Origin of the sequence: Bacillus pinisoli (assembly GCF_023036475.1) — a bacterium.
Lineage (GTDB): Bacteria > Bacillota > Bacilli > Bacillales > SA4 > Bacillus_BS > Bacillus_BS pinisoli.
This window is the reverse complement of the sequence record NZ_JAJQKI010000013.1, coordinates 61994-86925: the sequence shown is the minus strand read 5'-3', so window position 1 is coordinate 86925 and position 24932 is coordinate 61994. Positions and strand designations below refer to the sequence as shown.

Annotated in this window: 28 protein-coding genes; 8 read left to right on the top strand and 20 right to left on the bottom strand. The window is 36.9% G+C overall.

From position 1 onward, the window contains the following. Window positions 1-46 precede the first annotated feature (46 nt). From LT143_RS16610 to LT143_RS16545, 14 genes are all read right to left on the bottom strand, one after another. On the bottom strand, window positions 47-514 hold the full coding sequence (locus tag LT143_RS16610) for a GNAT family N-acetyltransferase (protein ID WP_246944751.1): 468 nt from the start codon (window positions 512-514) through the stop codon (window positions 47-49). Window positions 515-574: 60 nt separating this feature from the next. Further along, entirely contained in the window at window positions 575-862 is a 288-nt protein-coding gene (locus LT143_RS16605; protein WP_246944815.1) for a hypothetical protein, read from the bottom strand. A gap of 17 nt (window positions 863-879) precedes the next feature. Next, entirely contained in the window at window positions 880-1125 is a 246-nt protein-coding gene (locus tag LT143_RS16600) for a 2'-5' RNA ligase family protein (protein ID WP_246944748.1), read from the bottom strand. A gap of 228 nt (window positions 1126-1353) precedes the next feature. Further along, window positions 1354-2766 carry a DUF4179 domain-containing protein gene (locus LT143_RS16595; RefSeq protein WP_246944747.1) on the bottom strand — a complete coding sequence of 471 codons (1413 nt, stop codon included), beginning with the start codon at window positions 2764-2766 and terminating at the stop codon, window positions 1354-1356. Next, window positions 2759-3298, bottom strand: a complete 540-nt coding sequence (locus tag LT143_RS16590; protein ID WP_336296626.1) for a sigma-70 family RNA polymerase sigma factor — start codon at window positions 3296-3298, stop codon at window positions 2759-2761. Before LT143_RS16590 ends, LT143_RS16595 begins: the two co-directional genes overlap by 8 nt. Before the next feature lie 341 nt (window positions 3299-3639). Next, on the bottom strand, window positions 3640-4065 hold the full coding sequence (locus tag LT143_RS16585) for a stage III sporulation protein AH (protein WP_246944744.1): 426 nt from the start codon (window positions 4063-4065) through the stop codon (window positions 3640-3642). An 11-nt stretch (window positions 4066-4076) separates the two neighbouring features. After that, window positions 4077-4502: a VanZ family protein gene (locus LT143_RS16580; protein ID WP_246944742.1), complete on the bottom strand. Its 426-nt coding sequence runs from the start codon at window positions 4500-4502 to the stop codon at window positions 4077-4079. A gap of 119 nt (window positions 4503-4621) precedes the next feature. Next, a complete protein-coding gene (locus LT143_RS16575; protein ID WP_246944740.1) occupies window positions 4622-5050 on the bottom strand; it encodes an NUDIX domain-containing protein in 429 nt (142 codons plus the stop codon). A gap of 89 nt (window positions 5051-5139) precedes the next feature. Then, window positions 5140-6228 (bottom strand): methyl-accepting chemotaxis protein, encoded by a 1089-nt coding sequence (locus LT143_RS20780; protein WP_418909846.1) that lies wholly within the window; start codon window positions 6226-6228, stop codon window positions 5140-5142. Between the two features lie 737 nt (window positions 6229-6965). Beyond that, window positions 6966-7280 carry a hypothetical protein gene (locus LT143_RS16565; protein WP_246944733.1) on the bottom strand — a complete coding sequence of 105 codons (315 nt, stop codon included), beginning with the start codon at window positions 7278-7280 and terminating at the stop codon, window positions 6966-6968. A gap of 30 nt (window positions 7281-7310) precedes the next feature. Further along, window positions 7311-7853, bottom strand: coding sequence for a histidine phosphatase family protein (locus LT143_RS16560; protein WP_246944731.1), 543 nt, complete (start codon window positions 7851-7853; stop codon window positions 7311-7313). Window positions 7854-7861: 8 nt separating this feature from the next. Continuing rightward, window positions 7862-8788 (bottom strand): ribonuclease Z, encoded by a 927-nt coding sequence (rnz, locus tag LT143_RS16555; protein WP_246944726.1) that lies wholly within the window; start codon window positions 8786-8788, stop codon window positions 7862-7864. 12 nt (window positions 8789-8800) lie between these two features. Then, window positions 8801-10051, bottom strand: coding sequence for a DNA polymerase IV (locus tag LT143_RS16550; RefSeq protein WP_246944809.1), 1251 nt, complete (start codon window positions 10049-10051; stop codon window positions 8801-8803). A gap of 181 nt (window positions 10052-10232) precedes the next feature. Next, window positions 10233-10700 (bottom strand): chemotaxis protein CheW, encoded by a 468-nt coding sequence (locus LT143_RS16545; protein WP_246944725.1) that lies wholly within the window; start codon window positions 10698-10700, stop codon window positions 10233-10235. Window positions 10701-10907: 207 nt separating this feature from the next. Here LT143_RS16545 and adh point away from each other — a divergent pair, with 207 nt between their 5' ends. The 3 genes from adh to LT143_RS16530 all read left to right on the top strand — a co-directional run bounded on the left by adh (window position 10908) and on the right by LT143_RS16530 (window position 13593). Further along, window positions 10908-12428: an aldehyde dehydrogenase gene (gene adh / locus LT143_RS16540; protein WP_246944722.1), complete on the top strand. Its 1521-nt coding sequence runs from the start codon at window positions 10908-10910 to the stop codon at window positions 12426-12428. A gap of 3 nt (window positions 12429-12431) precedes the next feature. Next, entirely contained in the window at window positions 12432-12794 is a 363-nt protein-coding gene (locus tag LT143_RS16535) for a DUF779 domain-containing protein (protein ID WP_246944720.1), read from the top strand. 577 nt (window positions 12795-13371) lie between these two features. Then, window positions 13372-13593, top strand: a complete 222-nt coding sequence (locus tag LT143_RS16530; protein WP_246944717.1) for a Spo0E family sporulation regulatory protein-aspartic acid phosphatase — start codon at window positions 13372-13374, stop codon at window positions 13591-13593. Here LT143_RS16530 and LT143_RS16525 read toward each other — a convergent pair. The 4 genes from LT143_RS16525 to mce all read right to left on the bottom strand — a co-directional run bounded on the left by LT143_RS16525 (window position 13590) and on the right by mce (window position 17272). Then, the gene (locus LT143_RS16525) at window positions 13590-13952 is read right to left on the bottom strand and encodes a cupin domain-containing protein (protein ID WP_246944715.1); all 363 of its coding nucleotides are present in this window, start codon (window positions 13950-13952) and stop codon (window positions 13590-13592) included. The two genes, LT143_RS16530 and LT143_RS16525, sit on opposite strands and share 4 nt — an antisense overlap. A 222-nt stretch (window positions 13953-14174) precedes the next feature. After that, a complete protein-coding gene (locus LT143_RS16520) occupies window positions 14175-15293 on the bottom strand; it encodes a tripeptidase T (protein ID WP_246944713.1) in 1119 nt (372 codons plus the stop codon). Window positions 15294-15310: 17 nt separating this feature from the next. Continuing rightward, on the bottom strand, window positions 15311-16858 hold the full coding sequence (locus tag LT143_RS16515) for an acyl-CoA carboxylase subunit beta (protein WP_246944711.1): 1548 nt from the start codon (window positions 16856-16858) through the stop codon (window positions 15311-15313). 12 nt (window positions 16859-16870) lie between these two features. After that, entirely contained in the window at window positions 16871-17272 is a 402-nt protein-coding gene (gene mce / locus LT143_RS16510; RefSeq protein WP_246944709.1) for a methylmalonyl-CoA epimerase, read from the bottom strand. A gap of 178 nt (window positions 17273-17450) precedes the next feature. Between mce and prli42 the strand changes: the two genes are divergently transcribed. From prli42 to LT143_RS16490, 4 genes are all read left to right on the top strand, one after another. After that, window positions 17451-17543: a stressosome-associated protein Prli42 gene (gene prli42 / locus LT143_RS16505; protein WP_246944707.1), complete on the top strand. Its 93-nt coding sequence runs from the start codon at window positions 17451-17453 to the stop codon at window positions 17541-17543. Window positions 17544-17617: 74 nt separating this feature from the next. Beyond that, window positions 17618-17809, top strand: coding sequence for a hypothetical protein (locus LT143_RS16500; RefSeq protein WP_246944706.1), 192 nt, complete (start codon window positions 17618-17620; stop codon window positions 17807-17809). A 253-nt stretch (window positions 17810-18062) separates the two neighbouring features. After that, window positions 18063-19199, top strand: a complete 1137-nt coding sequence (locus tag LT143_RS16495; protein ID WP_246944704.1) for a CAP domain-containing protein — start codon at window positions 18063-18065, stop codon at window positions 19197-19199. A 107-nt stretch (window positions 19200-19306) separates the two neighbouring features. After that, window positions 19307-20797, top strand: a complete 1491-nt coding sequence (locus tag LT143_RS16490) for a methyl-accepting chemotaxis protein (RefSeq protein ID WP_246944701.1) — start codon at window positions 19307-19309, stop codon at window positions 20795-20797. Between the two features lie 171 nt (window positions 20798-20968). Here LT143_RS16490 and LT143_RS16485 read toward each other — a convergent pair whose 3' ends face one another. After that, on the bottom strand, window positions 20969-21571 hold the full coding sequence (locus LT143_RS16485) for a hypothetical protein (protein WP_246944698.1): 603 nt from the start codon (window positions 21569-21571) through the stop codon (window positions 20969-20971). A gap of 435 nt (window positions 21572-22006) precedes the next feature. On the opposite strand from LT143_RS16485, the gene LT143_RS16480 reads away from it, so the two are divergent. Beyond that, on the top strand, window positions 22007-22279 hold the full coding sequence (locus LT143_RS16480) for a hypothetical protein (RefSeq protein ID WP_246944695.1): 273 nt from the start codon (window positions 22007-22009) through the stop codon (window positions 22277-22279). Window positions 22280-22337: 58 nt separating this feature from the next. Here LT143_RS16480 and LT143_RS16475 read toward each other — a convergent pair whose 3' ends face one another. Further along, a complete protein-coding gene (locus tag LT143_RS16475; RefSeq protein ID WP_246944691.1) occupies window positions 22338-24824 on the bottom strand; it encodes a phospholipase D-like domain-containing protein in 2487 nt (828 codons plus the stop codon). Between the last annotated feature and the right edge of the window lie 108 nt (window positions 24825-24932).

Genomic DNA, 24932 nt, shown 5'->3' with positions numbered 1-24932 from the left:
CAGATGCACGGTTCTAGTGTCATCAATCTCCTCAAAGATTAGTTAACTAGTCCCCTCGTGGAAAATATTCCATAGGCTCCGTACAATGAACATAACCATTCTTTTTATAATAATTAATAGAATCCTCACTTGGCCATACAATTACAAACTCAAAATCATTCTCTTTAATCCACTGATTTATGGTTTGAAGCATTTCACTTCCTATGCCTTTATTACGATATTCTGGAACTGTATAAACATTTGTCATATAAGCAAACGGGTATGTGATTCTACCTGGGCGTGGTACCTTTTGTATTAATTCTATGTATATGTGTGATACTACTTTTTCACTTTCTTCTGCAACCCATATATACCATTGTCCACTATTAATGGCTTTCTTTAAGAAAGAATAACATTCCTTTTCAAAATCCTCGTATGACGAGTCGTTTTTACTTTCATCGTATTCAACAGTAAAATCCCATCTCATTTTTATTAATTGATTGATATCGTTTAGTTCAGCAAGCCTGATATTCATATATTCCCTCTCCCTTCAATAGTATCCACTTCATTTGTTTTAACTTCTAAGCCTTCTATCTCAGTCAAGTGAATAAGCTTCCTTTTTTAGTTGAATATCTAGTAGTTTACTATATTTGTTTGGTTGTACTTCTTGGTACACTCTTAAGAAATCAACATTAATTGTAGGAAATGGACTTAACTTTTCTTCTGAGAATCCAGCCATATCTTTTAATTCTAAACTAGTTAATCCCCACTGAGTCTGGCCTAATGTTAAATGAGGTACATAGTCGTCTAATTCCATATATTTCTTAACTAGATCTTTTCCTGGAGATATAGCATTAACGACTTTTCTATGTAACTCATAAATCTCTTTCGAATCAACCGTTAAAAACAGGACATTTTCACAAAAAAGGCTGGTTTATCTATTTTTAGATTAAATGGTGAAGTTTCAGTACAGATCCTTTGAACTTCCTTTAGCCATTCCTTGTCTGCTGTTAATCCACCCTGTGCTTTTATAGTAATATGAGGCTCAACAATGTCTGGTAGTAAATTATTCTTCAAGGAGAGCTGAACTTCTTCTATTTTCTCTTTATACTCTTCTGATGGTACAATCCCAATAAAATATTGCATAGTCCTTCTCCTTACAAAACTTTTTGTTTAAACTTAGCTAATATCTGAGACGATAGAAGAAATACAAATTCCCCCCTCTAAACTTTTTTAGACAATAAGTATTTCAACAATTCATGCGGAAATCCTTCATTATACCCATTATATCCTTGAGACCTATTACAAACAGTAAAAGGCAATGACTATCAAAGTCATCGCCCGATATTACACCCCTTATGAACTTAAGACAGTTTATTCTTCCACAACAGGAAGGTCCACAGTAAACGGTTTTAAATCTTCAGTAGAGACAAGGTTTGAAAAGTCGAAAAGTAAGATTGTATCCTCCAGCTTAAAGTTCTGTATGTTTTCATCACCATTTATATCAAATGTAGATTGGTAGTGTGCTGTTGCTGTATCAATCAGTTTTACTTTATTAAATGCAATTCCGTGGTTTTTAGGAGGCCACGGGTTTTCCGGGTCAATCTTTGATAGATATTTGTCATCCACTAACCAAAAAGCATATTCCAGATTATGATTAATAATATCTAGCTTATGATCACCCAAGTTTTTAGGCAGCCCTGTAAGTTGATAATCTACAACCAGTGTCTCACCCTTTTGCGTAACATCATTTACCTGCAGACCTAAATCAAGACGCTGGCTCTTTAAAGTAAATGTTTTCTCACTCAATAACTGCTGCACTTTTGGATCTTTAATCGTTAAACTTGGGTAGATAGTTAGTGAAGTAGCGTTTGGATCTAGCTTAGTCATCTCCGATCGAACGGTAGTAAGATATCCATTTTCTCGTTCGGAGTGTTCGAGAACTGTTTGATTTCCAAATCTATACACGTTCCCTTTATCATCAACTACTTTTGAAATAGTAATGTCGTCTTCCTTATATTCCTCTATGGTCTCATAAACAAGCGATGATGATGCTTTTGCAGTAAGGATCTCATTAATACGGACTTTAACCCCATTGGCCGGATATACATGCTCTTGATTTATAGCAAGTGTATTGTTTTTTTCTTGTTGAATGGGAATATTAAAGTTCCATTCACCTTGAATGCCGTTAATATTATGAATTGTTATTGGGAGAGTAAAATTCTCCTCAATTGTTTTATAGGGATAATCCATTTTCCACTGAAAGATATATCCATTTTCTACTTTCTTAACTTCTCTCGATCCACCTAACCATGGATCATTATCTCCTTTATAATGTTCAAAATTAACATCAAAGCTTACTTCACCTTTTTCGTTCCCGCCTTTTTCAACTTCTTTGTCTACAAAACCTGTAATAGACACCACGTTGCCATCAAAATAGGCACTTGTCAGTTTTACAGTTACTCCATTTTTCGTCGTAGCTTGGTTTAATTCTGTCACTGCATCCTGATGAGCTAACTCTACACCTGTTCGATCATTGAACTCTTGAAAAATCCCACCAATTATAGGTGTATTAGCCAATACATGATTCATAGTAGAATTAAAAAATCCGGAGGCAATCGTAATGCCAAGAATGGCAGCTGAAGTGGCAACACCAACAAAAACCTTCTTTCTCTTTCCATATCCTCCGTTAACGTCTCTGTTTATCCCTTTGGAAATGGCGTCAAACACTTTCTCTTTTGGGACAGGTATTTGGTCAATCATTTCATTGAGTTTCTTATTATCCATGGCATTTGTCCTCCTCACTTTTATAAGTCTTTCTTAACTCTGCTTTCCCTCTGCTTAAGTAAGTTTTTACGGTGTTCTCTGGGATTTCCATCACACCGCTAATCGTCTTAATTGAGTAATCATAATAGTAGAAAAGAATAATGGCCGTACGGTAATTGAGTCTCAGCTGCTGTATGGCATGTAGGAGCTGTGGATCACCTTCACTGTCTACATTTGATTCATCCGGCAGGTTTGACAGGAATTCATCGCTCATTGCTACAACTTTACCTCTTTTTTTAATGACATCAACTGAGCAGCGAATTACGATCCTTGTAAGCCAGGTCGCAAAATACGCTGGATTTTTTAACGAATGGATTGATTTATAAGCCTGATAGGTTGCTTCTTGAACCACATCCAACGCATCTTCTTCGTTATGTACATAAAGATAAGCTGTCCGGTAGACTCTTTCATAATGTTGTTGAACCAATTTCTCAAAGGCAGTTTTGTTACCTTTAATTGCTTTCTTAACTAATCGTTGGGCTTCCATTTCCATCTTTTTTCCCTCCTTCACCTATTAGTGGACTTTATCATTAAGAAAAGTTTCAAATAATTTAAAAAAACATACACATTTTACAATTCTAGTTCCAAAAAATAAGCAGAAACCCTTAGATAGGTTTCCGCTTTCTATTTTGTTGAAAGCTATACGATTCAATAGTGGTTGATACATTTCCTTGTGAAGCACGTTACTGGTTATTGCTGGGTTTTTTCACCTATTTATATAAGGTGAACATTTGTACACATATTTCTCCTGCTTGCGTATCTATTACATCTCCTCGTTCAGATAATGATCAGAAGCTAATCGTTTAAATCCTTTCTCATTGTGCAATTTCATTACTATTTTTGAAATTGGTTCCATAAAGCTTGATCAACGTTAAAATATCCCTCATGTGAACACACTGCCAATACACATTTCTCATCCTGATAAAACATTAAATCTTCCGGTAGTTTTGGGCTTATCCAATAAAAAAGAGATTGACTATACTCTATAAAAAATTGTTTTGTAGCATAATTAAACTGAAAATAATAAACGTAGGCTGTCCCACCAGATAGTCTTGTTGTTTCCCATTTTCGTTGTACTTTTCGATCGAGTAAATGCCCTTTTATATCCATTATTAATTGATCAACATAAGCAATACGGTCTTCTTCAATCTCCATTATTTCTCTATTCTCCACAAAAGCAAATCGGTTGCAATGTTGTGATAGGTAATGGATGAGTTGTTTATATGAATTTCCTTTTACGTTCTCATAGATTGTTAGCATGCTAGCTCCTTCTAAATCTTATCGTGGGTAAAGATTTTAATCGCCATAAAAGATATATAGCCAATGAAAAAACCTATGCTATTTAAAATAAAGTCATCGATATCAAAACTTCCTCTTTTTGTTAGAAGCTGAAGAGTCTCTAAGATTAGTATACAAATGATAAATAGTAGAAAAGACTGAATTAATCTTTTTCTAGTTACTAAAGGAATGAATATCCCAAATGGCACAAAGACACCAATATTCCCCAAAAGATTCATGACCCATGAATATGTATTGAAATTATCAAATTGCATATAAATGATGATGGTTTCAAATGGAGTTAGATTGTACATAAAATCAGGAGAAACCGTTCTGCCGAATCCAAATAACATCCAATAGCCTACAACTAGAGTATAAGCAACAAGGGAAAACAATATTTTTTGGTGGATATTATTCATGATCTACTACTCCTCTACTCTTCACACTGATTTACTTTCTTGTAGGAGTTTTATCTTGCTTCAAGACAACATCCTCCTCATCAATCTCAAAAAAGACTTACCTCTATAATAAGACTTGGCTATGCTTGAAAAATAAATGCCTCTGCCTGTTTAATACTTTTCTTTAGATAAATGGGTGAATTAGGATGACTTAAAACCTCTTCAGTTGTTAACCACATCACGGCTTCTACCTCATCTGGACTCTTAGGTAAGGATTCACCCGATTCATATTCACAAAGAAAAACAATATTTACAACATGTTCCTCTGTATCTGTTACAAAAGTTGTACTGTGTGTATAGTAGACTTTATCTTTTACTTTCACTCCGACTTCTTCAAGAATTTCCCTCTTAACAGTACTTTCTAGTATATCAGATGAATTCCCTACTAGTTCTACTTTACCTCCTACAAGAGAAAGTAGACCGCCAGCATGTTCCTCTTTTTTACTTCTTTCAATGATTAACCACTTATCATTTCTTCTTATAGCACCTTCTACATTTACAATATACAAAAAGGCTCCCCCTCTTGACACTAAATACACCATATTTTACCACAATTAAAAGAGCCACTCCATAAAAGAGTGACTCAATTTATTAACTACTAATTAATTTTAAATTTATTTAGATTACGATTTAATTCTTCCGCAAGTTCAGCAAGGGAACCAGCAGAGGCAGTTACCTCTTCCATCGTAGCTAGTTGCTCTTCGTTTGCGGCAGAGCTTTCTTCACTGAATTTTGCGCTTTCTTTTGCTAGTTCTGATACTTCCGTTACAGATGATAAGACCTGACTACTTACATGAGTCATTTGCTCAATAGCTGTTGCTACTTCTGATACAGTTGTGGATACCTTATCATTTAGCTGTTGAATGAGAACAAATGCCTCAGAAACATCTTTTGTAAAGCGTATTCCTGTTTCTACACGTTCCTGACCATCCTTCATTGAAGATACAGCTTGTCCAGTCTCTTGCTGTATTTCATGAATCATAGAAGTAATTTGTTCAGCTGACTTACGAGATTCTTCTGCTAATTTACGAACCTCATCAGCAACAACCGCAAATCCTTTACCATGTTCACCTGCACGTGCTGCTTCAATGGCTGCATTTAATGCTAACAGGTTTGTTTGATCTGATATAGAAGTGATTAGCTCTAAGATACTACTAATCTCGCCTGATAATTGACCAAGTTTTGAAATTCTACTTGAAGTTTCCGTTACAGATCCTTGAATCTGATTCATTTGTTCAACGACCATAGATACTTTCTCTGAGCCACTAGTCGTTGCCGTTAAGGCATTCTTAGTTAACCCATTCATCTCTTGGCTATTTTGAGATACCTGATTTAATCCTGCAGACAGCTGTTGCATGGATGCCAACACATCTTCCGTACTTGATAGTTGATTGTTTGCACCTGCTGCAGCTGATTGTGCCATGGCAGATACCTGTTCTGCTGCTCTTGTGCTTTGTTCAGCGCTTGCAGATAGCTCTTCGCTTGCTGCAGTTAACTGATGAGTAGACCCTTCAACATGTCCAAGAAGATTTCTTAGATTATGAGATAGCTGGTTGACGGACGTAACTAGCAATCCAAGTTCATTCTTAGATTTTGTTTTCAACTCTTCCCCACTTAAATCCCCTTCAGCCATGACTGTCACACGCTCTGTTACTTGTAAAATTGGCAATGTAATTCTTCTTGCCATAACAAGAGCCACTATAATTCCTATAATAACTCCTACAGCAGCTAATGAAAGATTAATGACAATTAAGGTATTACCCGTTTTAATAAGGTCGGCTGTTAATTCCTCAATTCTCTTTTCTCTTTTCTCTGCTAACTGAGCAAACCCTTCGTCAATTTCTCTTCCAAGTGGTGTAATATGCTGACGAAGAGCCGATAGGGCAAAGCTTTTATTGCCTGTTTCAACTTGTTGAACTAATCTTTCTTCAATCATGATTAAAAATTGATTACTTTTATCAACAAGTTGTTTAACTTCCTCTGAACCAGAGTATTTAAGTAACACTTCTTCGTATGAATTACTCTCCTCGGTTACCTGCTTAAATCGGTCTAAATACTCCTGATCATCAAATAACACATATCCACGAATTAAACCAATTCTCTCTTGGACATTACCACTTAATTTTACATCATTTAGAAGAAGCTTAGATTCATGCTGAATTAAGTCCTCCACCTGATTATTGTAATTAATAATCACTCCATTTGTTCCTACAGCAACAACAATTAAAATGGCTAAAACAATACCGAACGCTGACAATATGTTCCATTTCAAGCTTTTCATATAAGAGTACTCTCCTCATGGTTGGATTGGTGGTGAATCTAGTTGTCTGTTACATATTTCGATATATTTCAACATTGATAGGTTCATTATCATATGATTCATCTAGACTGTCAATCCGTTTTCAGAATTCTCTGGGTAAGTTTTCAAGCCCTTTTCTTCCCTAGTTGATAGCCAATCCAGAGAAATACGATGCTAAACATGAGGAAAAACATAATGATAATAGGCTCTGATAAAACGGCCAAGATTCCTGATGAAAAAAGTTCCGGAATTCTGCTAGAAGTCATGTAATCTATTAATTTACCATTCTCGTAAAGAAAATAAAAAAAGAAAATCATGATTCCAATTAGTAGAAAAAATGCTGCTCTCATGATTCTAATTGCTACTGTTTTGACTTCATTTACTTTTTTCCGTTTTGTTGCTTTTCCGGTTCTTTTCTTTGTTACATGTCGAATAGCCATTCTATCACCTGCCTTTTTCGTACTATCATATTAGTAAGACGCATTCCATATACGTTGAACTTCAGATGTTTTTAAGTGAACTATAAATACATCAGGATTTGTCATAGCTTCCCATTCTTTAAACCCGTAAGATTTATTAAAATGCCTCAGAAGCAAGGTAAGTAAGTTCCCATGGCTTACTATCACTATATGTTCTTCCTCTAGGTATTTAATTTCATTTAAAAATGAAATAACGCGGTTTTCTGCTTCAGAAGAAGATTCTCCATCTTGTAAAGAAAGAGAAAAATCCTCAAATGAGGCTTTTAAAAAATCATACCACCCTGGATAGTCTCCTTTACTTATGATCCTTTCATGTAACCGTTCATCCATCTCAATTTCTAATTCCACCTTACTTGCAAAGGGTTGAATCGTGTCAATAGCTCTTATGTAGGGACTTGAAAATATTCGCTGAACTGGATACGAAGTAAGAAAATCACATAATTCAAGAGCTTCGTTTCGTCCTTCCTCTGTCAGCTCTGCTTCTCGCTCTTGTCCACTTGCTTTACAATGTCTAATCAAGTAAAGAGTTTTCACAGTTTGTTCTACCTCCTGCGGTTGATTTGAAAAGGAAAAAAGTCAGAAGCAATTTCCACGTCTGAAAAGACTTCCTTTGCCTCCTCCATCAACTGTAACGTATCATCCTTTTGATACCGTGAACTGATATGAGTTAATAGTAGTTTTTTAACATTAGCTTTTAATGCTACTTCTGCTGCTTGCTTCGCAGAAGAATGAAAATACTCGTAGGCAAGCTTTGCTTCTTCTCCACTAAATGTTGCTTCATGGACAAGGACATCGGCGTCCTTAGAAAGTTCTACACTTTTTTCACAGATACGAGTATCTCCGAGTATCGTAATCGTTCTACCTGGAGTTGGTTCACTAACGTAATCAACACCCCTTAGAACTCTCCCATCTTCTAAAGTGACAGTTTGACCTAGCTTAAGTTGTTTAAAATGAGGACCTGAGGGAATTCCTTCCTGTTTTAGTTTTTCTATTAACAGCGCTCCTGGCAAATCTTTCTCTTGAACTCTATATCCGTAACTTGGTATTCCATGTTGAAGTAAGCCTGCTTCTACAATAAACTGCTCGTCTTCAAAAATAACCCCTTCTGCAATCTCAACCACTTTTAAGGGATAACGAAGATGAGTACGACTTACCTTCATTGAAATCTCAATAAAATCATGTAAACCTGCAGGACCGTAGACCGTTAAAGGGCCTTCTCCTCCTTGAAAGGAACGACTTCCCAAAAGTCCTGGTAATCCAAAGATATGATCTCCATGTAAATGTGTAATAAAGATTTTCTCTATTCGTCGAGGGCGTATAGATGTATGTAATATTTGGTGCTGAGTGGCCTCCCCACAGTCAAACAACCAAGTTCCACCTCGTTCTTCAAGTAGTTGAAGGGCAATGGAGGTTACATTCCGTTCTTTGGCAGGTATTCCCGCACCTGTTCCTAAAAATACTAATTCCAAGTCTAACACTCCTTACCGGTCATCTTGCAGAAAATCCTTATTAAAGCTCGTTCCCTTCTTATTAGATTCTTCAGCCTTTGAAGGAAGTCCTTTCTTTATCACATTCTGTCCAAACTTAGATTGAAGTTTTTCAATAGTCTGATACAGAGGTTCTTTTTTTGCATCTTCTTGATAAGAAAATAAATCAAGCTGCTTAAAGGCGGCGTTTTTTTCAACCAAATCCTGAGTGGTGATACCGAGCAATCTTACAGGCTGTTCGTTCCAATGCTTTTTCCATAGTTGGTTAATGACAGCTAAGATATCTTTCGATTCTACGATGGGATTATTTATTTTCTTACTCCGTGTGATTGTTTTTCTATCATGATAGCGAATGGTCAATTGAATCGTCCTAGCCAAGGATTCTTTTCGTTTTAACCTTCTTGATACAGAGTCTGACAGTCGTTGTAAAACGGCGAAGATTTCCTGCTCATCTATTGTATCTGCTCTTAACGTGGAAGAGTTACCAATACTTTTAAACTCATATATGGCATCTGGATCAACCGGTCGGTCATCTTTTCCATTTGCACGTTCCTTTAGACGCTCACCGTTAATTCCTAGTATTGCTTTTAATTGGATCACATTAGCTTGAGCTAAATCACCTATTGTTTTAATTTGCAATGGTTCAAGTTTTTCAGCTGATTTCAAGCCTACTCCGTGCATGTCTGAAACGGGCAGTGGCCAAAGCCTTTCTTGTACATCTCGTTTTCTTAGAACCGTAATTCCAAGAGGTTTTTTCATATCAGAAGCCATTTTTGCTAAAAATTTATTAGGAGCAATCCCTATACTACAAGGAAGTTTTAATTTCTCCATCATCTCTGTTTGTATCCGTTTCGCAATCTCAAGCGGTGACCCTAACTCATAACATTCTGTAATATCCATGTAGCCTTCATCAATAGACACAGGCTGTACCATATGCGTATAAGTTCGCAAGTAGTCAAACATGGCGAGGGATGCTTTCCGATAACGATCAAAATTGGGAGTCATTACAATTAATTGTGGGCATAAGCGTTTAGCCTCCCATAGAGGCATCGTTGTCTTAATTCCCAATGCTCTCGCTTCATAACTACACGTCACAATAATTCCTCGCCGTTCTTCAGGATTTCCAGCAATAGCTAACGGTTTACCTGATAATGACGGATCATATGCAACCTCTACAGACGCATAAAAGCTATTCATATCTACATGAAGAATGACTCGCCCTTTTTTCGGATACATGTTCTTCATCATTACACCCACAAAACCCTTCATTTTACTATTAATATCATAATCCCTTTTTGTTTGGTAAAGCAAATAAGATAATCGACGAGTAAAAATCTTTCCTTAGTTGTAGACTTGCACAGAAATAGACGGGAATTCACATAACCTTATCTTCAATATTAAATTAAAAAAAGGCCCATTACTGGACCTATTTTAGCTGTTTTTTTACTTCATCCATTTCCTCTAATGTATGAATTAATTTTGTAGGATCAATAAGTGTAAGTAGTCGTCCATCCAGGTTGGCTACCCCCATCAGGTACGATGTCTGTAAGGAAGCAATCATATTTAGTGGTTGAACGGAGTTGGCAGGAATGTCTAAGATTTCCTTTGCGTCATCCACAATCAGACCAAAAGATAGCCCCTCTGTGTTTAATATGATCATTCTAGTTTGATCGGTATCTTCTGTTTTATTTCCGTATAAAATTTTGCCAGCATCTAAAATCGGTGTAATTTCACCACGTACTGTTGTCACACCATTCATATACTCAGGCATATTTGGTACTGCTGTCAGTGGTTGAAGCTTTTCAATTGAAACGACAAATTGTATAGGTAGTCCATATTCCTCATCCTGAGCTTGAAAGACTACTACCTTATCTATTAAATAATTTTCTGTCATCAGCTATTCCTCCAACGATAATAATCAATTGCATCTATTATACTATATTTTTGTCGTAATTTGTGTCATCACAAAATATTCCAACAATAAATAATAGAAACTTTAGTGAAAATTTTTACAATCTTGTTCTCAAATCTATGAAATCGCATACATCTTTACTATACATAATTTTATTTACATCAGAGGAATAAAAAAGGAGGAATAACAATGATTTTTTCTCAACCTGGTCAAGATGGAGCAAAGGTAAATTTTAAGAGTCGCTATGAAAACTACATCGGTGGAAAGTGGACCGCACCTGTTAATGGGCAGTACTTTGAAAACATTACACCTGTAACAGGGAAAGCATTTTGTGAAGTGGCACGTTCGTCTGCAGAAGATATTGAACTAGCATTAGATGCAGCTCATGAAGCAAAGACAGCGTGGGGACGTACATCTGTTACAGAGAGAGCAAATATTCTAAATAAGATTGCAGATCGAATTGAACAAAATTTAGAGGTGCTAGCAGTTGCTGAAACATGGGATAATGGTAAGCCTGTTCGAGAAACGCTTGCTGCCGACCTTCCATTAGCTGTTGACCACTTCCGCTACTTTGCCGGTACCGTTAGAGCACAAGAAGGTAGTCTATCAGAAATTGATCACGACACAGTCGCTTATCATTACCACGAGCCACTTGGAGTAGTTGGTCAAATTATCCCTTGGAACTTCCCATTATTAATGGCTGTTTGGAAGCTTGCACCTGCACTTGCAGCAGGAAACTGTGTGGTATTAAAGCCAGCAGAGCAAACACCCGCTTCCATTATGGTATTAATGGAACTAATTGAAGACCTCCTTCCTCCAGGGGTAGTAAACGTTGTAAACGGCTTTGGAGTCGAAGCTGGCAAGCCATTAGCTTCTAGCAGTCGCGTGGCAAAAGTTGCCTTTACTGGCGAAACTACAACAGGTCGTCTCATTATGCAATATGCATCTCAAAACCTAATTCCTGTAACACTAGAACTTGGAGGTAAATCACCAAATATTTTCTTTGAAGATGTGATGGCGCAAGATGATGACTTTTTAAATAAAGCAGTTGAAGGGTTTGTCATGTTTGCTCTAAATCAAGGTGAAGTATGTACTTGTCCTTCTCGCGCATTAATACATGAAAATATTTATGATCGTTTCATGGAAAAGGCGATCGCTAGAGTAGCTGAGATTAAACAAGGAAATCCACTAGATACAGAAACAATGATTGGAGCTCAAGCATCTACAGAACAGCTTGAAAAAATCCTTTCTTATTTTGAGATTGGCAAACAAGAAGGTGCAGAGGTTCTTGCTGGAGGGGAAAGAAACTTCTTAGAAGGTGATTTAGAAGGCGGCTATTATGTAAAGCCAACTGTATTTAAGGGCCATAATAAAATGCGAATTTTCCAAGAAGAAATCTTTGGTCCAGTTGTATCAGTAACAACCTTTAAGGATCCTGCTGAAGCTCTTGCCATTGCAAACGATACTCTATACGGCCTAGGCGCAGGTGTCTGGACAAGAGACGTGAATACAGCATACCGCTTCGGACGTGAAATCCAAGCTGGACGTGTTTGGACGAATTGCTATCATGCTTATCCGGCTCATGCTGCCTTTGGTGGATATAAAGCTTCTGGTATCGGTCGTGAGAATCATAAGATGATGTTAAGTCACTACCAACAAACGAAGAATCTATTGGTAAGCTATAGCCCACAAAAATTAGGATTTTTTTAATACATGGTTGAAAAAGTATTAGCAACTGAGAAGGCCATTCACCTCATTCAGCGGTTAAAAACCTTTCATGGAGACCTCCTCTTTCACCAATCAGGAGGCTGCTGTGACGGTAGCTCTCCGATGTGCTTTGCAAAAGGAGAATTTCTAATTGGAGAAGCGGATGTACTACTCGGACATATAGCCGATACTCCGTTTTACATGAGCAAAGCTCAATATGAATACTGGAAACACACGCAATTAATTATTGATGTTGTTCCAGGCCGAGGCGGCATGTTTTCTCTAGAAGGGCCAGAGGGCGTTAGGTTCCTAACTAGGTCTAGAGTATTTACTGAGGAAGAAAGAAGATTCCTATCCGGTTCTAGTTAATGTAATGCCCTCACGTATGTAAATAGCAAAATAATACGTAAAACGCTTGGTTATTGAACTGCACCCCGATTGTTAGACATAAAACTAACAAGTGGAGGTGCAGTTCATATCCAAGCGTTTTTTTAATAGATTGGTACACTAGAGCATCAAAAGAGATGAAACTACGCAAACTTGGAGGCGGGGCTGTCCGCCAAATCAGTGATTCCACGAAAATATCAATTATCTCAGCTTTATAATCGATATTTCCACGAAATTTTTAGTTATTCCACGTTTTTTTTAATGATTCCATACTTTTACCTTGTAATTTCACAAAATGAGGAATAGCAGAAAATGCAACTAATGCTACTGCACCTACTTTTCGTTGGTTCTTTTCCTAGGACTCGCCTCTTCACAGTAAAAATTATTCTAATGCCCTACTCTATTTCTAGCATTAATACTTATATAGTAGGAATAATAATTTAGATTGAAGATGTAGAATTAGTACAGGGATTAATTGAAAAGTTTTTCATTCCCAAACTGGAAACATTCTGGTAAAATTTCATTTTGTAATGCAAAAAATTGGATAGGAGCCATCTCAATGGTTAACGAACATGAGAAGTTACAATTATATACTCCCAAGGAGCTTAGGCAGAAGATTGAACTTCAGCGCGTAGAGCTTATTGAGACGGGTCAGAAATATGGATTATCTAGCGAACGTACCCTTAGAAAAAGCCAGGAACTCGATATTCTTTTAAGCTTATGTCAGGCTTGCTGTCCAAGAGAAGCTCGGCAATCATCCAAAAAGGCTTCATCCTGTTAGATGCTTTGTAAATTAGAGACTGTCCGATCATTAACCTCAGTACCAGTATTGAGTGTCGACTTGGGTTCAAACAATAGTACATGTACTTCTTCTGCTGCCACTGGTAAATGCTCTATTCCTTTTGGGACGATAATAAATTCACCTTCATTTACAGTAACATCGCGATCTCTAAACTTGAGAAGTAGCGTCCCTTTTACTACTAGAAACATCTCATCTTCTTGTTCATGGTGATGCCAAACAAACTCCCCTTTTAATTTGGCAAATTTGACATGCATATCGTTTATTTCTCCAGCAATTCTCGGACTCCAATGTTCATGAAACATCGCAAACTTTTCATTAATATTAATTTTTTCCATCACACTCTTCCTTTCTTTTTAGGAGGCTTTTTTCTAAAACTTTGTTACTTTCTAATCTACTATATCTGAAGTCAAGCTCACTTTAAACGTAAATGCCGTATTTATCGTTTAGAAAAGAGCAACGATCTAGATGAAAAGTAGATGACATTCAACTAGTATTGAAAGCAACAATCTATCCGAGAAGAGCCTTTTAGAATAAGAAAAGAGGCCAAAATAGGCCCCTGATTACTTTGCTACTTCTTCAATTATTGCCACTACTAGTTCAGCAGTCTTTACTAACTCTTCGATTGGCATTCTTTCATTCGTTGTATGAATTTCCTCATAACCAACTGCTAGGTTTACAGTAGGGATACCATGTCCTGCTATGACGTTTGCATCACTACCTCCACCGCTCTTTTGCAATTCTGACGTACGACCAATAGATGCCGAAGCACGACGAGCCACTTCCACAACATGGTCTCCTTCTCCATACTTAAACCCTGGGTACATAACCGTAACTTCAACTTCTGCACGACCACCCATTTCCTCAGCAGCAGATTCAAACGCTTCTTTCATCTTTTGTACTTGTGCTTCCATTTTCTCGCCTACTAATGAACGTGCCTCCGCCAAAATATCTACTCGATCGCACACTATATTTGTTTGTTGTCCACCCTCAAATCGGCCAATATTTGCTGTAGTCTCTTCATCAATGCGACCTAATGGCATTCTTGAGATGGCTTTTGAAGCAATCGTGATGGCGGAAACACCTTTTTCAGGTGCAACCCCTGCATGAGCTGTTTTTCCAAGTATGGTGGCTTTTACTTTGGCCTGCGTCGGAGCTGCAACAATAATATTTCCAACTTTTCCATCACTATCTAAAGCATATCCGAATATAGCAATCACTCTCTCTGGATCTAGAGCTTTCGCACCAACAAGTCCAGATTCTTCGCCTACTGTAATAATGAATTGGATAGTTCCATGAGGAATATTATTTTCCTTCAGGACCTTCACAGCTTCAAGCATAGCAGCTAGACCCGCTTTATCATCTGCTCCTAGTATGGTTGTACCATCTGTCACAACATAACCATCCTGAACAGAAGGTTTAATTCCCTTTCCTGGAACAACTGTATCCATATGAGAAGTAAAGTAAATAGGATCTACCGAAGCTTTCGTACCTTGAAGAGTACATATAAGATTGCCGGCACCATGTCCTGTTACCTCCATTGTTTCATCATCAAATACATCTACTCCAAGTTCTGTAAATTTTTCTTTTAGCACTTTTGAGATTTCAGCTTCAAACTTTGTTTCAGAATCAACTTGAACTAGTTCTAAGAATTCATTTAGTAGTCTTTCTTGATTAATCATCGATGTCCCTCCTGGTTTTACAATGGAATATTTCCATGTTTTTTTCTTGGTCGTTCCTCACGCTTATTTCGAAGCATCTCTAGTGCTTGAATGAGTTTAATTCTTGTCTCTCTTGGATCAATCACATCATCAACCATACCCATTTTAGCAGCAACATATGGATTGGCAAATTTTTCGCGATATTCTTCGATTTTCGCTGCTCTCGTTTTTTCCGGGTCTTCACTTTCGGCAATTTCTCTAGCGAATATAATATTCGCTGCCCCTTGTGGTCCCATGACCGCAATCTCTGCATTCGGCCAAGCATAGACAATATCAGCTCCAATTGCTTTACTGTTTAAAGCAACATACGCTCCTCCATATGCCTTACGTAGAATAACTGTCAGCTTCGGTACTGTTGCTTCTGAGTATGCATACAGGATCTTGGCTCCATGACGGATAATTCCCCCATGTTCTTGTTTTACTCCAGGGAAAAATCCAGTAACGTCCTCAAAAGTAATAATTGGGATATTAAATGAGTCACAGAATCGTATAAATCTGGCTGCTTTATCTGATGAATCAATATCAAGCCCACCCGCCATTACCTTCGGCTGGTTACATACTAACCCTACAACTTCTCCCTTTATCCTCGCTAATCCAACCACAATATTTCTGGCAAAATCCTTATGTATTTCTAAGAAGGAGTTTGTATCTACTACTTCTTCTATTACTTTTCTTACATCGTAAGGTCTAACTGCATCAAAAGGTATGGTTTCTGTTAATTCAGAACGGTAATCATCCTCATCATCTCCAGCTAAAAGAGGGGGCTTTTCTTCGTTGTTCTGAGGCAAATAACTTAATAAGTGACGGACCTGCTCTAACACTTCTTGTTCAGTCGATCCTGAAAAATGCGCATTTCCACTAATCGAGTTATGTACGTCTGCCCCACCTAGATCTTCCGAAGAGATTTTTTCGCCAGTTACCGTTTCAATTACCTTTGGTCCAGTAATGAACATTTGACTTGTTTTTTCCACCATAAAAACAAAATCTGTGATGGCTGGTGAATAAACGGCACCTCCTGCACAAGGACCCATGATGACTGAAATCTGTGGAATTACACCAGAGTAGATTGAATTTCGATAGAAAATATGACCATAACCATCTAATGATACCACACCTTCTTGAATACGAGCGCCTCCTGAGTCATTGAGTCCCACAATGGGTGCACCATTTTTTGCAGCTAAGTCCATAATGGAAGATATTTTTTTCGCATGCATCTCACCTAGCGCTCCACCGAACACAGTGAAATCCTGAGAAAACAGGTAGATTGGACGGCCGTTCACCTTACCATAACCAGTAACTACGCCATCACCTGGTCCCTCTTTTCCTGCTAATCCAAAATCCTGGGAACGATGCTCAATAAATGGATTTAATTCAACAAAGCTGCCCGGATCCACTAATAGGTCAATTCTTTCTCTGGCTGTAAGCTTTCCCTTCTCGTGCTGTTTATCAATTCGCTCATCGCCACCACCTAGTTCTACCTCACGCCTCTTATCATATAATTCATCTATTTTTTGATAAATATCCAAGCTGAATCCCTCCTATTTCTTCTCACAAAGCTCTACTAATACATTGCCTGTTGACTTTGGATGCATGAATGCGATTTGAGCTCCACCAGCCCCTGGTTTAGGCTGTTCGTGAATCATCTTAATTCCATGTTCTTTCATATCCTTAATACGTTCCTCAATGGAATCTACTCCAAGGGCAACGTGATGAATACCTTCTCCTCTTCGTTCTAGAAAAGCAGCTACGGGACTTTTTTCAGACATTGGCTCTAATAGCTCTAACTTTGTTTCTCCAGCTGATATAAAAGCTACCTTTACTTGTTCTGATTCTACAGTTTCTATCCCTAATAGGGGTAGTTGTAAAATGTCAACATAGAACTTTAAGGAATCCTCAATAGATCTTACCGCAATCCCAATATGATCAATTTTCTTTATCATGGAAAGCCCCCCTCATATAAGTTAAGAAAACGCATACACTAATAGTATAATAGATAGAGACAATCTTCTATGTATTTCTATGTTTCAGTCTCGATTTCCTGCCACTATTTATGACTTGTCCTGTATTAGTCATAACGTTAAAATATTATTAATAGGAATTTATAAAGGGGGAAACAAAATGTCCCGTAAAACTCAAAAAATTGTTGTGTACTTAATGATTGGATCTATGCTATTAACCACTCTGTTTACTGGAGCGGCAATGTTCTTTTAAATAGCACGGGACTAAAAAGAACGACTAACTAGTCGTTCTTTTTAGTAGTCTGATTTTGATATAGAGGTGAGTGAATGGTTTTACTATTGTCAATACTGGGTATTTTAATATTACTAATAGGATTTGTGGGCACTCTTGCTCTTGCTGGTAAAGGCGATCAGGAGTACAGCAAATCTACCAAACAGAATGTAACTAGACTAACCTCCATCTATTTATTGTTAGGAATTTTTGTAATGGCAGGATTTGGTTTATATTTTTATTTTTAATCAAGGCTGTTTTCGTAAAGATTTTTACTAGGTAGTACAACGTCCAGTCCTTTAAATAGAGGGAGTTGCTCTTTTCTAACAATTTTTACTTCGTTCTTTCGTACAAAATAGGGTGGATATTTAGAATTATTAGCTTGAAAGCAACAAAGTTTTAGAAAAGAGCCTTAATCAAAGCGTTTAAATAATCATATTATGCTGAGTGTAATGAATAGATTTTGGCTAAAATGGTACTAGAAATGGAGTGTGAAGCAAATTGAAACGACTACTTCTTCTTTTATCATTTTTTCTATGTTTATATACATTTTGGGGTGTGTGGCAGAAAAAGTCAGAGACCAATCAAGAAATTGAGCTTACTCAATATATAAAAGATCAGGCGGAAACTATAAAAGAGAATGAATTTGTAAAAGAATCAATTACTAGAATGTTAGTCACTTTTGATGAAATGGCTATTCAATTGTCTAACAAGCTAGGTACAGATATCGCACCAAAAACAGAAAACGAACCAGTTGAAAAGCCCGTTTTAGCCACTCCTAGTGAGCAACTATTCTCCGTTCATAATATTCAACTTTATGATACAAAAGAAGAAGCAGAACAAGTATTAGGTGATTCCAAGCGTTCTACACTGAATGAATATGGTATTAATTGGACCACTTATCACCAGAATTATCAAAATTTTGTAATGGTCGGCTATGATACTAATAACCAGATTGTCGCCCTTTATACAAATCAGGATTTAATCTCTTCCTCAAACGGAATTATGCACGGAAGTAATCGGGAAGTTGTTTCACAGGAACTAGGGGAGCCGTTGTCGAGTATTAATAAAGGCATGGTGAATTATCAGTTCGATAAAAAGAAAGAGTTTGAAATGTTTTTAATTAATGATACTTATATCTCAGTTTTCTATGATCAACATCAAAACGATACCGTTACAGCTATACAACTGATTAGTAAGTCCCTTGAGGATCAGAAGAAAGATTACTATACAGAAGCAACCGACCTTCTAAAAGAAGGATTTGAATACCAACTATTTGATCTGACAAATGCAGCCCGACTTAAGTTTGATTTATCAACCCTAACATGGGATGACTATGTAAAAGAAACAGCTAGAAAGCATAGCCAAGACATGGCCGTCAATAATTATTTCAGTCATGAAAATCTTGAAGGGCAATCACCTTTTGACCGAATGCTAGAAGATGACATATCATTTACAATGGCAGGAGAGAATCTTGCTTATGGGCAATATAGCAGTATTTTTGCACATGAAGGCCTAATGAATTCAATAGGCCACCGTGAAAATATACTTCAAAAAGACTTTAAATACCTTGGTGTTGGTGTTGCTTTTAACTCCAAATCCCAGCCTTACTATACACAAAATTTCTTTAGTCATTAAGAAGGACTCTTGAGTAATCAAGAGTTTTTCTTTTCTTCAGTCTATTGACTTTTCGCGAAAAATGTCGATATATAGAAAGTAATCTATACTCTAAGGGGCTGTTTTGTATGACTGATAACCAAAAGCAATTAAAACAGATACTAATTGCTGACATTGAGAGGAAGAACAAACTTGTTTTTATCGTTACTTTACTTTCGCTTCTTTTAGCAATCGTGGTCGAAATTGGGTTAAAACAACCGGCTGTATTAATTATAACCATGTCCATTGGCGGGTTTGCTCTACTATCTTTTCTTATCTTCTTAATTTACAAAAAGCTTTTTACTATGCAAGTTCCCTATATTACTATTGTGGGTCTATCTGTTGTTATTTATTTGATTATGATTAGTACAAAAAGTATTACCATGATCTTAATGCCCTTATACTTACTGTCAACCATTGCTATTTATAATAAAAAATCAACAACGATTATGGGCTCGATTGCCGCACTGATTATCTCTATTTTATTTTTTGTTAGCTCCTTAGAAGTGTTGCCGTTGGACTCTTCACGTGTATTTGCATATTATTTAATTTTCGGACTTATCGTTCTTACCTTATTCTTCCAATTAAAAGTTTCAGAGAAAATGAAGCAGGATATGAACGAACTTCAGGTACAAACTCAACTTCTTGCTGCACAACAGCATGAGCAACATAAGCATCTAGCCATTGGTACACAAACGATTAGTGAAAATATCGCTAAAGTTAGAATACAAAGTGAAGAACAACTATTTTCCTTTAAAGAGATGGGGATTGCTGTTAATGAGATTTCCTCTGGCATGCAATCACAAAGTGAAGCAGCAAATTCTATTACAGAATCCGTTGAAAATCTAAATCAAATGGTAACAAAATTAGTATCTAATGCTCACGTTCTTACTAATCAAGTATCGAGTACTAATCAAGCTTCTACTGATGGTACAAAAACCATTGAAGCACTTCTATCAAAGATGACAGAATTTCAGCAATCTATTCAGTCAATGTCTACTACGTTGAGCAATCTAGCAGATAAAATTGTCGAGACAACTTCCTTTTCTAATAGCATCCGTGATATTGCATCACAAACAAATTTACTAGCCTTAAATGCTTCTATTGAAGCAGCACGTGCCGGGGAAAGTGGGAAGGGTTTTGCTGTTGTCGCTGAAGAAATTCGTAAACTATCTGATGTGACGACAGGAGCCGCTAATCGCATTTCGGAGAATCTTACAGAGGTAAATGAGAAGACTAGATTCTCCCAACAACAAATGAGTGAAAATGCTGCAAATATGACAGATAGTGTAGCATTAACCCAAGAAACACTGGATGTTTTTGCTGATATTAATGAAGCCGTACACCATTTAAATACAACCTTTAAAGAGTACGAGGCCATTACTGCATCCATTTCAAATTCATCTACGACAATTGAAACGACAATTAGTGAATTTGCCGCTATTATAGAAGAAACTACTGCATCTCTAGAAGAAATTTCTGCTTCCATTGAAAACCACAACGAGTCTAATGCTGAACTTGTATCCTTTATCCAAAATACAGATGAGGCAACAACTAAATTAATGGAACTTCAAAAATAGTAGACAAAGAGGTCAGCCAATGGCTGACCCTTTTTCTTATTCATTAACGATTATGAATGCTCTATCATGTCTAAAAGACGTGTTTCATTCTCTGAAGAAAGCCGTTCTCTGCTAACCTTGCTGCCGCAATGATTGGAGCTCATTGTAAATTCGCTTTCTGCTCAACAACTACTAAGGTAATAGTTGCTCCTTAACAAGCACTATCTTCTCTTCAATGATAAAGAAGTTATAAAAACCTTTGTATTGACTATTTTTAAAATCATCAAAAGGTTGGTACACTAAAGCTGAATCTTTTAATAGAAAGATAGATACCTCATTAGAAAGAGAACTATGAACCTCTATTCTCACTTCTTCATCGGTCTTATTAACAAGTTCTCCTCCGTTCGGTGCACTTTCCACTGGTACCCATTCCGCCTCATCTATTACAAAATAAGTTCCATTGTCCATTTCAATTTCTTTAATAAATCCTTGTTTTCGAACAATATTCGGGAGATTTTCTACTAAAATCTCATTCATTCTTGACATATTGTATAAGGCATCTTGTTGATTTTTCAAAAAATGAGTCTCTTGTTCTAAATTCTCGATTAATTCTACTCTCCCGCTTAACTCCACTTCCAGTTCGCTTACCTTGTCATTTAACGCAACCACTTCTCTTTTCAACGCAGTTAATTGATCTAATAATGAGGGATCCACTTCTGCTTCTGTTGTTGTACTCAGTGAACACCCAGCTAAAGACAGTGATAGTAACAAAAAACATAATAATTTTTTAGTCATTTAGTTTCTTCCACCTTACATTAGTCTTTTATTTCTTCTTAAGCATTGTTCCAGTTGCTTTTGATATGTTGTTATATATTTTACTTATTAAAAGGCTGTTTTCGCATACTCTGTTGCATCTAGTGAAGTTAGATCCAAGTAACCTACCGATTAAAAAAGAAAATCCTTCCCTAATGTATTCAGTATAGATAACAGAATCCCTTCTTCTTCCATTTATTTTTTACAATAAAAATAACGAGCTTACATTTGGATCAGCTCATCATTTGAAGTTTTGAAACAATCTATAAAACTCTCCTCTTTTTATCTAAAAATGCAAAAAACAGCCATTAGTATTTCTAAGTGTATTTGCACGAAAAGATTTACGACATCGTCATTTATTTAAACTAGTGAAAAGCTAGTAATTTGTTTACAATACTACTAAGGGGGGTGTAAGACTTGATTCAGTTTAGTGAAGTCAAAATAGTTAAATCAACGAACTTAGTTGGAGACTCCAAGGAGATCGTGGTACATGGATTAACGGATACCGATACATTTGAATTTATTCTGTTTAGAGATAAAGCTACTTCTGAATGGTTGTTAGATGAATTAGCTTACATATATTATCGAAACGATCAATCAAACGCATTTCAGATTTTTATTCAACCAAATCAATTTCCAGAATACCAGCAATACCTTGCTCACCATCCAAACGTAAAAGGTCACAACTAAAACCTTTCTATACGTTAAAGGACCTCTGTCATTTACACAGAGGTCCTTTTTCATTACTCTATTTTAAGCTACCACCCGCAGTCTCGTATCGAGCATAAAACTCTTGAACGAACTGATTGGTAATCTCGGCATCATGAATGATTAACATGTTCTCATCATTTACATTGTTTCCGTTGTTACTCCAGTTTGTTGAACCTACTATAACGGTTGGGTCACTCGTTGTTTCTGCATCAATTAACATGGTCTTGCTGTGAAGTTTACGTATTTCAACATCTTGATAAACGGGTGCAGGATTAGCCCAACGAGTGTTAGGATTATTGGCACTCACCTGTGAGGCAGTCCTTCCAGTCATATCTACACTTGCAGACCACCATTGGTTCCAGTAACTTGATTCAAATACACCTTTAATATCAAATCCAGTTAATGTACCCTCTAAGTCATTGTAAGAGCCCTCGTATTTGTATTTCAGCTCATCAACTAGACGCTGATCACTCCAAGCGAAAATTGTAAAATATGCATTGTATTGTGCTTCATTTTTTACTAAATCTGCTAAACGACCAACTGCATTGTCACCAGAGGAAAAATACACTTCAACCTTTTTACCGTTAATATCGACTACCTTTGTTGTATTATCCGCTTTTCGTGTACTGAAATTTGACGCTAAAGGGTCTGGGTTTAAAGCAGAAGTCCCCCACATCTCATTAAATTCAACTTCATATATATTAGCTAACTGTGGCCAGTTAATTTCAACGATTTGATTTTGATTACCATTTAGGTTTCCGGCTGCCATATCCTCATCAGATCCATAAAGCCCTGTCACTGTAAAGTTCCATGTACCCGTAAATACCCATTGATCATCTACTATGGCAAACTTATTGTGCATTTGGTTACCAGGACCGAAATAAGATCCAGCTGACTTTGATTCTGCATCAACAAATAACCTTCCTGTTGTAGATGAACTACCAACCTCAACTGTTACAACTGGTATATCATCAGCTATTGCAGGAAGACCATTATTTGTACGCTTTGTAGGATCTTCAACTGCAAACATTGGAGAATCAGAAAATACAATGATATCGTCTGCTGTTCCAATCACTAAGTCTTTCCCACGTACCATCTTTTCAATAAGCAAACGCATCGTTTCAAAACGCTCTGCATAATGAGGATCAGCAGAATCCTTTGAGTCTGCTATTACACGCACGTCAATTCCATCCGCAGCACGTTGAATAAGTGTATCCACAACACGTGGTAAATTAATTTCATATGTTGCAAAATCAATACTCTTTGTAGCTGAATTTAAACGGTTAATTAATATATTTTCAAAATTTACGTTATAGTTAGCTTTGTTCCCTGTAGTAGCAAATTGAGTATAGGCACATTTGTTAAAGTACACATTAATTGCACCTTCTGCTTGTGACACATTATTGATTTGCTCTGTTGTATCCGTACAAGGGTTAGTAGCTGTCGGTGTATTAGTACCGTAATCACCTGATGATCCTTCTACTGCTCCACTTCCATCACCATTCGTAGAATTGGAACTTTTCGGAGTTCCAAGACCATCTGCATAAGGTAAAGTAGCAGTAGCCCAGTTTGAAGAAAGGTTGCCTGGATCATTTGAGACAGTTCGTTCCATGGTTGCTTTTGAAGTATTGTCACCTGCATACCAATAATCAACACGATCAATGATGACACCTGTTGCATCCGTTAATGTTAATACTTCACTTGTATTTCCCAGCGTGCCAGAATAAATGAGATCTGCAGCTACACTTGTTACAGAATAATCGTCTGTTTTTTCTAATAGAAAATATCCATGAGCTGGAATAGTCCCGGATAAAGCAATAGTAGGATCTCCGTCAGCAGCATGTAAGTACCATCCATTTAAAGAAATAGCTTGGCTTGAGTTATTATAAAGTTCAATCCACTCATCACTGTAACTCTTTGAAGTACCCATCCAAGCAATCTCGTTAATGACGATCTCTTTTAAAAGGGAAGAGCTAGTATTACGAGCTTTCGGAGTACCGAAACCAAATCCATTATTATTTGTAGATGTATTCCAATTCGTAGATTCCAGTCCACCTACCGAGGGGCTTAATCTTTCCATTGAAGCTTTCGTTGTGTTATCTCCAGCAAACCAAGCATTCACACTATCAACTAATACACCAGAAGCATCACGTAATTCAAGATTCTCAGAAGTATTGGATAGACTACCAGAATAAATGAGATCTGCTGTAAGATTAGGAAGTGAGGAATCATCTGTTTTTTCTAGTAAAAAATAACCTTTCGCTGGAATTACTCCAGAAAGTTGAATAGATGGTGCACCATCCTGAGCGTTTAACGTCCAACCTGTTAAGTCTATGTCACGATTTGAGTGGTTGTATAGCTCCATCCATTCATCGCTATAACTAGCGGTCGTCCCCATCCATGCAATCTCATTCAAGACAACACCACTCGTTGTGGTTGCGTTTACTTTTTCCACAGCTAATGATGGTAATACAAGAGAAACTAATAATAATGATGCCGTAAGAACCTGGACTATTCTTTTCAACCTTTCTTCCCCCTTATAATGGTGTAGCTTACAAAACCATTATAAACTGAAAATGTTGTCGAAAGATGTAGAATGTGTAAATATTTTCATAAATTACTAGTCCCATAA